Raw genomic sequence first — 13054 nt, 5'->3', positions numbered from 1 at the left:
GAACTTCAGTAGAAATGCCAGCGTCTCCTAGTAATGGAATATCTCAGAGCCAAGTCTTGCCCATGAGTCCCGCTCTTCCTGTATCTTGGTCTACTGTTGAGGCAGATCCTCAGACGTCTGTGCCGCCGGAAAAACTTTCAAATTATGACCTAATTTTGAAGTGTCAGGCTGGTTTACGTCCTGAGAAAGGTGCTTTCGCAGAACTGCTTCGTCGCTATCAGTCCCATGTGGAGAAAGTACTCTATCACCTGGCTCCCGACTGGTCCGATCGAGCAGACTTGGCGCAGGAAGTTTGGATTCGGGTCTATCGCAATGTGAAGCGGTTGCAAGAGCCTGCAAAATTTCGCGGCTGGCTCAGCCGGATTGCCACGAACTTATTTTATGACGAGCTGCGTAAGCGTAAGCGGACGAGCAGCCCCCTTTCGCTAGATGCACCTCGGAGCGTGGAGGATGGGGACATGGATTGGGAAATCGCCTGCGATAACCCTGGTCCAGCGGAAGAGCTTATTACACGGGAATTTTACGATCAGCTCCGGGAAGCGATCGCTGACCTTCCTGAAGTCTTCCGAACCACGATTGTGTTACGGGAAATCGAGGGAATGGCCTACGAAGAAATTGCCGAGATTACAGGCGTTTCTCTGGGCACAGTAAAATCCAGGATTGCCAGAGCTCGTCAACGGCTGCAAAGTCAGTTGCAAAACTACCTAGACGGTCGGTAGCGGTAAGCGGTGACGTTCGTGTGCTGCATCTCTGTACCGGATATCTAACGTAAATTTGCAGCCCAACGAGTCTGGATTAACGATTGGTGTGACGATTGTGACGATCAGATAGTATCTGTTTCGCTATAGTTTCTCTATTATGTGATCTTGATGGCAAGATAGTGTCTGCTCGTTCATTCGTTTGATCCACCATTGATCTCTGAATCTTAAGACTCCAAAGATGACCTCTAATTTTGATGCGTGTAACGATTCCAAGCAGCCACTCCCGCAAGATTCCCAAGCGATGACCAATGGGAGCGGCCAGCAGCCTCTGGTTGCGTTGGATAATTTGAAGCGCGATCGCTTCGAACTGTTGAGTGCTTACCTGGACGGTGAGATTACAGCAGCCGAGCGTCGCCAAGTAGAGGATTGGCTAGAGCATGACCCGGTCGTTCAACGTCTCTATGCGAGACTGCTCAAACTGCGTCAGGGAATGCGAAATCTACCCGTTCCCTGCTCTGAGCAGCCCCTGGAGCAAACGGTGGAGCGAGTCATCTCGCGAATTGAGCGCCGACCCAAGCGCCTGTTGGCCTGGGGAGGAGTGGCGGTTGCTGCGATGCTGGTTAGTGCTGTGCTGGGCAACCTGCCCGGGTTAGACCAACCCATTCACCAAATGGCGATCGACGCTGGATCGGGTGAAGTGGCTTCAGATGCGCTGATGATTGCACTCGATCGCCCGGTGGTTGAGATCCCAAAAGCACCGGTTTCTTCACCCAGCAGGTTGAGTACCGAAATTATGTTTCAGCCTGGTAGCGAAATCCGTTAAGTCTGTGCTGCTAGGCTGGTCGTCAGGTCAATGCCCTGGTTAAGTCTGCTTTCCAGACCAGTTTCCGCTTGGAACCAGGGCACCACCTAATTGGGTTACCTGTTCGACGGTCATCATATAAACCCACGCCATTCCTAGCGGTTGCTGGTCGAGATCGTTGATTTCGACCAGTTGTCGCGTATATTCATTTTCGGCTGCTGGACGCTGAGGATCATAACCCTCCAGATGATCCAGCGCTGTGAGGATGCTCCAGTCGGCAAAGCTCAAGACAAACCCATAGACAGGGCGGTCGCCTGTAGTCATCGCTGGATATCCCAGCGGTAAATCGAACAGTTGCCCAAAGGCGATCGCCGGATGCGCGTCTATGACTATTGCTTCGCAATAATGACGATAGTAAATCCCTCCCGGCTTGAGCGTTCCATATACGAACACCTGGAGCCGTTCAGATGGGGGCGGCAAGCTGTTCATGCGATCCAAACGCCTTTTAACTTAAGTAATCCAAACAGCAGAATAGCCTGGATGCTGACTGCGTGTCCTGGCGGTTGAGTAGCCAGCCTTGAACCTGTAAGACCCGAACTCTAAAATCCAACAACACTCGAACAATCTCAAAACAGTGTATGGCTCCGGCACCCTATCTTGCTTCCCGTTTGCTAATCCTCTCGATCCTCCGCATCCTCATTTAGAATGATGAGACAGAGCAGTTAGTCCCTTACAGAGGAGTTCCGTCCGTGGAGTCCCGATATAACCCGGCAGAAATTGAGGAGAAATGGCAGCAGGTTTGGGCTGAGCAGGGGATAGACGATACCCCAGAAGAACAGAACAAACCCAAGTTTTATGCGCTGTCCATGTTTCCCTATCCGTCTGGCAGTTTGCACATGGGTCACGTCCGTAACTACACGATTACAGACGTGATTGCCAGAGTCCGCCGGATGCAGGGGTATCGAGTTCTCCATCCAATGGGGTGGGATGCATTTGGCTTGCCTGCCGAAAATGCGGCGATCGATCGTGGTGTTCATCCGGCGAAATGGACGTACCAGAATATTGCTCAGATGCGAGCAGAACTGAAGCGTTTGGGGTTGTCCTATGACTGGAAGCGGGAAGTGGCAACTTGCTCACCCGACTACTACCGCTGGACACAGTGGATCTTTCTAGAGTTTTTGAAAGCAGGTCTGGCTTACCAAAAAGAAGCGGCGGTTAACTGGGACCCTGTTGACCAAACTGTTTTGGCGAACGAGCAGGTTGATAGCGAAGGGCGATCGTGGCGATCGGGAGCCAAGGTGGAACGGCGGTTGCTGCGTCAGTGGTTCCTTAAGATTACAGACTATGCGGAACAGCTTTTGACGGATTTGGAGAAATTAGACGGATGGCCCGATCGCGTCAAGCTGATGCAGGAAAACTGGATCGGCAAATCTACCGGGGCAGAAGTTTACTTTCAAACGGAGATGGGCGATGCGTTGACGGTCTTTACAACCCGTCCGGACACTCTTTGGGGCGCAACCTTTATGGTGCTTTCGCCGGAGCATCCCCTGGTCGAAACGTTGACTACCGCAGAGCAAGCAGACCAGATTAAAGCGTACCAGGCTGAAGCGGCTGACAAGAGCGAGATCGATCGCACCGCTGAGGAGCGTGAAAAAACGGGCGTGTGGACGGGCAGCTATGCCATCAATCCAGTCAATGACCAGAAAATTCCCATCTGGATTGCAGACTATGTGTTGATGGGCTACGGGACAGGCGCGATTATGGCTGTACCAGCCCACGACCAGAGAGACTTTGAGTTCGCCAAAACGTTTAACCTGCCGATTCAGGTGGTGGTTCAACCCGCAGATCAACCTCTCGATTCCGAGACAATGACCGCCGCCTACCCTGGCGATGGGGCAATGGTCAATTCTGGCCCGTTGAATGGCGTGACTGCCGGAAAAGGTGCTAATCAAAGTGTTGATGTTGCCATCAACTGGCTGGAGGCAAACGGCAAAGGAAAGCGGATGGTGAACTACCGCCTGCGGGACTGGTTAATTTCTCGGCAACGGTATTGGGGCGTGCCCATTCCGGTAATTCACTGTCCGAGTTGTGGTATTGTGCCAGTTCCTGAGGTTGAGTTACCCGTGCGGCTTCCAGAAGAGGTTGATCTCAGCGGACGGGGAGCTTCCCCATTGGCTAAGTTGGAGTCGTGGACGAATGTGCCTTGCCCAAGCTGTGGTACCCCCGCAACACGGGAAACCGACACGATGGACACATTCATCGATTCTTCGTGGTACTTCTTGCGCTTTACTGATGCCACTAATGAGCAGCAGGTTTTCAATTCAGCAAAAGCCAATGACTTAATGCCCGTTGACCAGTACGTTGGCGGTATTGAACATGCCATCTTGCACTTGCTGTATTCGCGCTTCTTTACCAAGTTTTTGCGCGATCGCGGCTTGTTATCGATTGATGAGCCGTTCCAGCGTCTGTTGACTCAGGGTATGGTGCAAGGGTTGACTTACATGAATCCCAATAAGGGTGGCAAAGATAAATGGATTCCATCGAACCTGGTCGATCCTGCTAATCCGATTGATCCCCAGACCGGAGAACCGTTAGAGCGACTTTATGCCACCATGTCTAAATCCAAGGGCAACGGTGTTGCGCCAGAAGATGTGTTGACAAAGTACGGAGCAGACACAGCGCGAATGTTCATTTTGTTCAAAGCACCTCCAGAGAAAGATTTGGAATGGGATGATGCGGATGTAGAAGGTCAGTTCCGTTTCCTCAACCGAGTCTGGCGGTTGGTCATGGAGTTCGCCGAGCGTCAACCCAGTAGCGGCACTGCCCCGTCCCCTGCCTCTGTAAACAACTCGTTGACGAACGCTGAAAAAGACTTACGCTATGCGATTCACTATGCGATTCAACAAATCACCGAAGATGTAGAAGAAGGCTATCAGTTTAATACAGCCGTATCTGAGTTGATGAAACTGAGCAATGCATTGACAGACGCTAAGTGTAAAGACTCGCCGATTTACGCTGAAGGCATTGAGACGTTGCTGAGGCTGATGGCTCCCTTTGCGCCTCACATCACAGAAGAACTGTGGCATAGTCTGGCTCGTCCCGGTTCTATTCACCAGCAAGCCTGGTCTACTTATGATCCAGCCGCACTGGTTGTAGATGAAATCTCGCTCGTGATTCAGGTGAATGGCAAGACGAGAGGAACGATTCCAGTTTCTGCTCAGGCTAGTAAAGCGGAACTGGAAGCCTATGCTCGTGAATCAGAGTTGGCGCAACGCTATATCGCAGATAAAGCGATTAAGAAGGTGATTGTGGTTCCAGGTAAGCTGGTCAATTTTGTAGTCGCCTGAGTGACTGGCGATCGCCTCATCACTCTTGTCCTTCAGTTAAGGGCTGGTATCTGTATTCCTTGGCGTTGGCTGCTAACGGTGCTAGCAGCAGACTTCCGACTAAGGTAAGATCCTAGCCTCCTGGTTGTATGGCAAAATAAACTCGGTAGCGAAACAAACACATCCCCAGTGAACGATCGCCATAACCACTGCCTATGAAGCAGAGCAACCAACCTTGTTCGTAGCAATCAGCACATGGAGGACTTGTGTGAAGTCGCGTTATCTGTCCGGTCTGTTTACTGCTCTATTAGTGATGTCCGTCGCGGCTTGCACATCCTCTAACCACTCAACGTCTTCAAACCGTGATTCTGTAGCAGATCAGGATACCTCTAGCCCTGCTGCTAGTTCGGCAGATGCTGATTCGGCTGAACCAGCCCGACCGGAGACAAAGTTGGCTCGCATGAACGTAGAGGGCGAATCCGCTCAAGTTGAGTTATCTCTGTTTGATGTAGATAACCTGCCCTTCGTTACTTATATTCCATCTCCAGATTTTACGGCAGAAGCGATTGCTTCTAATGAAGCCAAAGGGGCAAAGTTTGACTTCAAGTCTACGGCGAGCACTGCTCACAATGCCTATGTCGAAATTGTAGTTCCAGCCGAAGCTGACACTGTTGCACAAGTACAAGACCTGCTTTTAGGTGAGCAAGGACTGTTTGTTCGCAACAACTGGATCATGCTGGATCGGACAGAGGTTGTGTCCTATCCCTGGGCACGAGAAAAAATTGTATTTCAGCAGCAAACCGAAACGGGGATCATTACAGGCTCTGCGTTTATTGGTGAAGAAGATGGCCAAATCTTTTATGCTGTGACCTATTATCCTGCCGACCAAGCCAATGGTTTTGAACCAAGAGCAAGCCTCATTTTAGAGAACCTATCATTCAAATAAAAAAAGAGCCGGCTTGTTGTGTAGCCAGCTCAGTATTATCCATTAACGTTGTCTACTCAATTAGAAGAAACCCGAACTGCGCGTTCCCAAGCGGCAGGGGGTGATAAGGATATCAACATCACCGTTAATTCCTTTTCCGTAAAACAGTGTAACAAGAAGCACAAATTCTTGTTATAAAACTTCATGCCAGGTTTAGCCAGGTGCTATAACTGTTGCTAATGAATACACTTGATCTGTAAACCTGAAAGCTTGATTCTACGGTGGTTGTGTTGTTGAAGATGCAGCGATCGCAGTAAACCACCCAAAAAATACGGATTAGTTTGTATTCTGTTTCATAAAACTTATGCTTCGATCGGCTGCAAAACCCTGAGTCAGGGCAGCAAGACGGGCACTAGAGGCGCTACTCTCGCGTCCTTATAAACTAGGAAAGTTAGTCCTATTAGCTCCGCTTCGTTCCGCTTGCCGCCTGCTGCGCTGTATTTTCAATTGAACTCATGAGGAATTTAGGGTATGCGACTAAAGTTCATGCCATCACAACTAGTTGAGCGTCGTCAAGGTGCATTCACCGCAGGGGTTAAAACACTCAGCCTTTCAGCCAGTGCCATGCTGATGCTGGGTAGCAGTGTTGCCGTCTTGCCCGCAGGCGTTGCTCATGCGAATACTTCTGGATCGCCATCTTTAATGGCTCAAGTAGACACTCAATCCCCTGCACCAACCGAGTATCCTCAGGTTTCTGGTGATACTCGGTTTGCTTGCCAGATGGTGGATGGTCAATACAAGGTGTTGTATTATCCGCAAAGCCAGCCAGGGCAGGCGTATCCGTGGGCTACGCCGACTGAACTGGGCGGTGGTTGGACACCCGATCGCCGTTGTAACGAAATCAGCCGTCGCCTAGAAACGTATCGTCCAGATGGTTTGTTGGAAATGCAGACCGGGCTGGAGAATGGCTATAACACGGTTTGCGTTACCACTCAGCAAGTACCAACTTGCCGGATTGTGCTGACTGTGCCCCCCGGTCAAGACCCCCTCATTACCCGCGATCGCGTCTTCGAGAACCTGGCTGTTGCCGACAGTGGGCAGCAAACAGACTCGGTGGTAACCTACACCGATGAGGGACGAGGCGGCATTTTGAATCGCCTGGGCGATGCGTTCGGTGTCGATCTATCAACGCTATCTGGTCGCAGAGGGCGAACATCTGGAGCCGCCAGCATTGACCTTCGTCCGTTTCTAGACACAGCCGATGGCGGAACTGGATCGAGATTGACTGGTGCCTCCAGCCAACCTGCACCTCGGCTTAATCCAGACGGCTTCCGCTAAGGGGCTAACACGGGCAAGAGCGCCGCTGAGGATGGGGCAGCCCGTTACAAATCCACGCCGCTACCGGCCAGGGCACCTTTGTTGGGTGCCCTGGCTTGCTGAAGGGGTAAATTGATGCTGGGTTGGTTAGCGGAATGCTCAGGATGCGATCGCAGGCAAGAGTCTGGATGATCGTCAGTGGCCGTTCTGAAACCGCAGTAAGATGAAGACGCCGCATGAAGAAATCGCGAAATCCATGATTTTCCATGGCGGAGCATCAGAAGTGGGAGATATTAGTGAGTAAGGGCTTCGCTAAACGTGATACTATCCCTTTTGCCTGCTTGCTTTTAGAACAGGCTCCCGTAACCTTCTGCGCCTCTTTCTACTTCTGGAATGTTCATGCCACTGCAACACTCCCTGCGTCGGACAAAAATCGTAGCAACCATTGGTCCAGCCACTAGCAGCCCAGAAGTGCTTCGCGAACTGATTGAAGCTGGAGCAACCACCTTGCGGCTCAACTTTTCTCATGGAACCCATGAGGATCATCAGCGCAGCATTCGTCTGATTCGGCAAGTGTCGTTTGAACTCAACCAACCCGTTGGGATTTTACAAGACCTGCAAGGGCCAAAAATTAGATTAGGCCGATTTGAAAACGGCTCAATTACCTTGAAGAAGGGTGATCCCTTTATTCTGACCAGTCGGTTAATGCCCGGCACGCAGCACATCAGTTCTGTGACATACGAGCCACTAGCCGATGAAGTTCCCTCTGGCTCTGCTATTTTGCTCGACGATGGCCGAGTTGAAATGTATGTGGAAAAGGTAGACCGAGCTAAACGAGAATTGCACTGCCGCGTCACCGTTGAAGGAGTGCTGTCCAACAACAAAGGGGTAAACTTTCCTGGCGTTTATTTATCGATTAAAGCGCTGACCGAAAAAGATCGGACTGATCTTATGTTTGGTCTCGATCAGGGCGTAGACTGGGTTGCTTTAAGCTTTGTTCGAAATCCGCAAGATGTACTAGAAATCAAGGAATTGATCTCTAGCGCTGGCAAAAATGTGCCCGTTATCGCCAAGATCGAAAAGCATGAAGCGATCGAACAGATGGAAGCCATTCTATCGATTTGTGATGGCGTAATGGTCGCTAGGGGCGATCTGGGGGTTGAACTCCCGGCAGAGGATGTTCCAGTCTTACAAAAGCGCTTGATTCGGACGGCAAATCGCCTCGGCATTCCGGTGATTACGGCAACGCAGATGCTAGATAGCATGGTTCACAGTCCCCGTCCGACTCGGGCTGAAATTTCAGACGTGGCAAATGCGATTCTAGATGGAACCGATGCCGTAATGCTTTCAAACGAAACGGCCGTTGGAAAGTATCCGGTACAAGCCGTTGAAACAATGGCGCGCATCGCTTTACGGATTGAGCAAGAACAGCCCGATCGCCGACTGCTGGAAGATTCACCCAGGCGATCGATTCCCAATGCAATTAGTCAGGCGGTGAGTCATATTGCAGAGCAGTTAGAAGCGGCTGCCATTATGACTTTAACCAAGACCGGGGCAACAGCCCGCAATGTTTCCAAATTCCGTCCTAAAAAGCCGATTTTGGCGATCACACCTCATGTAGACGTGGCGCGTCAGTTACAGCTAGTGTGGGGGGTTAAACCGTTGCTGGTTCTGGATTTACCATCCACAGGGCAAACGTTCCAGGCCGCGCTTAACGTTGCCCAAGAAAAGGACTTACTCAACGAAGGTGATCTGGTTGTTATGACGGCAGGTACGCTCCAGGGCGTAGCGGGATCTACTGACTTAATTAAAGTAGAAGTAGTAACTGCTGTCCTGGGTAAAGGCATTGGGATTGGGCAAGGGGCGGTCAGCGGCAGAGCCAGAGTAGCCCATAATGGCATGGAAGTGAGTAACTTTAATGCGGGAGAAATCTTGGTAACCGCCAGAACCAGCGCCGATTTTGTTGAGGCCATTCGCAAGGCATCGGGTATTGTCACAGAAGATGACAGCTTGACCAGTCATGCAGCAGTGATCGGTCTTCGTCTTGGCGTACCCGTGATTGTGGGTGTGAAGAATGCAACCGAAGTCATTCGAGACGGTGCAATCTTAACGTTAGATATGCAGCGGGGGTTAGTTTATTCTGGCGCACTAGGAACGGCTCAAACTGATGCTGCTTTATCAGTTTAGTGATGTAAATTGCAGCACTGGCGTTACTTGTTGTGCAAGCCCATTGCTCCCAGAGCAGGGTTCATTCAGGGTTTCTTCTGGAACGTGTTCTAGTGGTTGAAGCGCTCTGAGTTAGCACCCGTGTTTTCAACACTACTTAACCTGTTTGGCAACAAAACTACTGAAACAGTTTGACCTTGATCGCAGCCAGTTTTGTACAAGGAAGACAATCCCTGGAACCAGTTCTGCCAGACAACTTATGAGCCTGTGTCATTTACTTCAACAGACATGGGTAATCTAGGCTTGAACACTTAATGTATGACGTAAACTCTTTTTTGGGATGGATTGACTCCGTTGAATTGCCCAAGCCAAAAGCTTCAGTTTGTCGCATTTAAGACATTATAGGGAACTCTATAGATGATTTGTTTGGGCTTTATGAAAACGGTTCGGTCAAGCAAATCAATCTTTTTTTAATGGCTTCTGTGGCTTAAAAACACAGCCGTCCCTCCAATCGAGGCTTGGATTGGGCTGAAGAATTCTAGTGAGAATTCACAGTCTAAGCCACTGATTTTCATGCTTATTTATCTACGTTGCCTGCTCAGTGAGTATATATCACTGTGCAAGCTGCTTCCGTCTATGTGGGTTCGTTTGATTTGTCGTTGCTTAACCTAATTTGGTTCGAACTTAAGGATGATTAACCATGGCAACTAAAAAGACTATTTCTAAAAAAGGCATTTTTAGAAAAGGCACTTCTAGAAAAGACAAATTAAAAGGAACCAAGGGACGGGACGGACTCTTTGGGTTGGGTGGCAACGATCGTCTGCTGGGGTTGGATGGTAACGACCTGCTAAACGGTGGAAGCGGCAAGGATAAACTCGAAGGGGGTAAAGGCAACGACACACTCAAAGGAGGGGGTGGTGCCGATATCCTGGATGGTGGTGAGGGTGCCGATCGCCTCATTGGTGGTAGTGGTGATGACCTCTACATTGTTGATGATGTCCGTGACGTGACCGTTGAGCAAGCAGGTCAGGGTATCGATACGGTTCGAGCCTCAGTTAGCTTTACGCTCAGCGACAATGTTGAGAACTTATTGTTAGTCGGTAACACTGCACAGGACGGCACAGGAAACGCCTCAGACAATAACATCATTGGTAACGCAGCCAACAACCGTCTCAACGGCTTGGGCGGCAATGACACGCTGGACGGCGGCACTGGCAATGATGTTCTCTTGGGTGGAGAAGGCGATGATCTTCTCTTGGGTAGAGAAGGTGACGATCAACTGCAAGGTGATGCTGGCAATGATACGCTCCAGGGTAATGCTGGTAACGATTTCCTAGACGGTGGTACCGGGGCAGATGTCCTCGTTGGCGGTGATGGCGACGATATTTATATCGTCGATAATGCAAGCGATGCTGTCATTGAAGAGACTGGCGGCGGTAACGATACGGTTTATGCCAGCGCCTCATTTGTGCTGAGTGCTAACGTTGAGACTTTGATCTTAACTGGCAACGCCAACATCAACGGGTCAGGTAATGATCTGAACAACGCCATTGTTGGAAACGATGGCAACAACTTTCTGTCTGGTGGAGCGGGTAACGATACTATTCAAGGCGGTGGAGGCAACGATAATTTAGAGGGTGGTGCTGGTGATGATATCTTAGATGGCGGCACTGGCAACGATGTGATGTCAGGTGGTGCTGGAAACGACACCTATTTTGTGGACAGCACGGGAGATGCAATTAAAGAAGAGATCAACAGTGGGATTGATACCGTCAATTCCAGTGTCTCTTACACGCTTAGCGATCACATTGAAAACCTGACCCTGAACGGTGCAGCCGCAATTAATGGTACCGGCAATAGCTTAGACAACACCATTCTTGGGAACCGCAACAATAATAGTTTGAATGGAGAAGCAGGCAACGATCGCCTGTTTGGTGATGCGGGAAATGACGTTCTCAACGGCGGCGAGGGTGACGACTATCTCGATGGTGGTACTGGAATCGATACGCTAGCAGGCGGTGCGGGTAATGACACCTATGTGGTCGATAATGGTGCAGACACGGTGTCTGAAAACTTTAGCCAGGGTATTGATACCGTCATTTCTAGTTTGCAGAGCTACACGCTAGGCAGCAATCTTGAAAATCTGGTTCTGTCTGAAGGCGGTAACTTTAGCGGTTCTGGTAACAGCCTGGCCAATATCATCACTGGCAACAGCGGCAACAACATCCTGTTGGGGTTGGAGGGAGATGATACTCTGATTGGCGGTGCTGGTGACGATTCTCTCGATGGAGGAGCCGGAATCGATCGCCTCTTTGGCGGAATTGGAAATGATACATACTATGTGAATGATGGTGAAGACACTGTCAATGAGGGGTTTGAAGAAGGTATTGACACTGTTATAGCCAGTGTTAGCTTTACACTGGGGGTCAATCTTGAGAATCTTACTCTTGCTGGAACAGCCAGTTTTAATGGAACTGGAAATGAGCTGAACAATACCATTGTTGGCAATAGCGGCAACAATGTCTTAAACGGTGGAGCAGGCAACGATATCTTAAATGGAGGAGCTGGCGACGATACGCTGATTGGCGGGACAGGCATCGACACCATGCGTGGGGGAACGGGTGACGACACCTATTCCGTAGACAACAGCAATGATCTCGTTGTCGAGAACGTTGGTGAAGGTATCGATACCGTCAGCTCTAATGTTTCATTTGATCTCAGCACCAATGGCGCTAATGTTGAGAATTTAACGTTAACTGGGACAACCAACATCAATGGTACTGGCAATGCCTTGGCTAACACCATTATAGGCAACAGCGGTAATAACACATTGTCTGGCGGTGCCGGGAATGATGTGCTGGATGGCCGTGCTGGTGTTGACACTATGTTTGGCGGATCTGGAGATGACATTTACTACTTTGACAATGTCAACGATAGCGCCAATGAAAATCCTGGTGAGGGGATTGACAGTGTTTTTGCAATAAGTGTTTTGAACGGTGCTACGTTCACTATTGGCGCTAATGTTGAAAATCTGACGCTTCAAGGAAGCTCAAATATCAACGGTGTTGGCAACAACGGCAACAATACTATTACTGGTAATGATGCCAACAACGTACTGACAGGGAACGGCGGAGACGATACCTTAATTGGAAATGCCGGGAATGATACCCTGAAAGGTGGTGATGGCAATGACATCCTGGACGGTGGTGCTGGTAATGACACCCTGGACGGTGGTGCTGGTAACGATGTTTACTTTGTGGATAGCTCTGGGGATACCGTCACTGAAGCACCCAATCAAGGCATTGATTTAGTTAACTCGAGTGCAGCTAGCTACACACTTGGCGGCAATGTTGAAAACCTAACGCTGCTTGGAGCAGCCATTAGCGGTACGGGAAACAGCCTGGACAATACTATTACTGGTAATGATCAAGATAATACCTTGACTGGTCTGGCTGGAAACGATCTGCTGATCGGCGGTGGCGGTAATGACATTCTTGACGGTGGCGACGGTGACGATGTTATGCAAGGCGGTGCTGGAAACGACACCTACTTTGTTAACAGCACCAATGATACCGTGACAGAAGGAAGCAACCAAGGAACAGATCTAGTCAATTCGAGTGCCGCCAGCTATACGCTGGGTGCCAACTTGGAGAATTTGACCTTACTGGCTGGATCAGGCAACATCAACGGTACAGGCAATGGTCTAGATAATGTTATCACTGGAAATGAAGGTAACAATACGCTGATTGGTCTGGCTGGGAACGACACCCTGGATGGAGGGGCAGGTAATGACATTCTAGAGGGTGGGGTCGGAAAT

At 50.0% G+C, this 13054-nt stretch carries 8 protein-coding genes; 7 read left to right on the top strand and 1 reads right to left on the bottom strand.

Annotation, left to right across the window (positions count from 1 at the left end; genetic code table 11):
• The first annotated feature begins 62 nt into the window (after positions 1–62).
• Together IQ268_RS22720 and IQ268_RS22715 are read left to right on the top strand one after the other, a co-directional pair.
• Entirely contained in the window at positions 63–719 is a 657-nt protein-coding gene (locus IQ268_RS22720) for a sigma-70 family RNA polymerase sigma factor (protein ID WP_193884029.1), read from the top strand.
• Positions 720–939: 220 nt separating this feature from the next.
• Positions 940–1524, top strand: coding sequence for an anti-sigma factor (locus tag IQ268_RS22715; RefSeq protein ID WP_193884027.1), 585 nt, complete (start codon positions 940–942; stop codon positions 1522–1524).
• 39 nt (positions 1525–1563) lie between these two features.
• Here IQ268_RS22715 and IQ268_RS22710 read toward each other — a convergent pair whose 3' ends face one another.
• Positions 1564–1992 carry a gamma-glutamylcyclotransferase gene (locus tag IQ268_RS22710; RefSeq protein ID WP_193884025.1) on the bottom strand — a complete coding sequence of 143 codons (429 nt, stop codon included), beginning with the start codon at positions 1990–1992 and terminating at the stop codon, positions 1564–1566.
• A 260-nt stretch (positions 1993–2252) separates the two neighbouring features.
• Here IQ268_RS22710 and leuS point away from each other — a divergent pair, with 260 nt between their 5' ends.
• The 5 genes from leuS to IQ268_RS22685 form a co-directional block, all read left to right on the top strand.
• Complete coding sequence (gene leuS, locus IQ268_RS22705) at positions 2253–4850, top strand: leucine--tRNA ligase (protein ID WP_193884022.1); 2598 nt, start codon at positions 2253–2255, stop codon at positions 4848–4850.
• 247 nt (positions 4851–5097) lie between these two features.
• Positions 5098–5775, top strand: coding sequence for a hypothetical protein (locus IQ268_RS22700; RefSeq protein WP_193884020.1), 678 nt, complete (start codon positions 5098–5100; stop codon positions 5773–5775).
• 525 nt (positions 5776–6300) lie between these two features.
• The gene (locus IQ268_RS22695) at positions 6301–7092 is read left to right on the top strand and encodes a COP23 domain-containing protein (RefSeq protein WP_193884018.1); all 792 of its coding nucleotides are present in this window, start codon (positions 6301–6303) and stop codon (positions 7090–7092) included.
• A 378-nt stretch (positions 7093–7470) separates the two neighbouring features.
• Positions 7471–9258 carry a pyruvate kinase gene (gene pyk / locus IQ268_RS22690; RefSeq protein WP_193884016.1) on the top strand — a complete coding sequence of 596 codons (1788 nt, stop codon included), beginning with the start codon at positions 7471–7473 and terminating at the stop codon, positions 9256–9258.
• Between the two features lie 679 nt (positions 9259–9937).
• On the top strand, positions 9938–13054 hold a 3117-nt coding region (locus IQ268_RS22685; protein WP_305082386.1), incomplete at its 3' end, for a calcium-binding protein.

The sequence above is a fragment of the Oculatella sp. LEGE 06141 genome, from assembly GCF_015207605.1.
Lineage (GTDB): Bacteria > Cyanobacteriota > Cyanobacteriia > Elainellales > Elainellaceae > Oculatella.
Note: the sequence above shows the minus strand (reverse complement) of the source record. Positions and strands in the feature narration are given on the sequence as shown.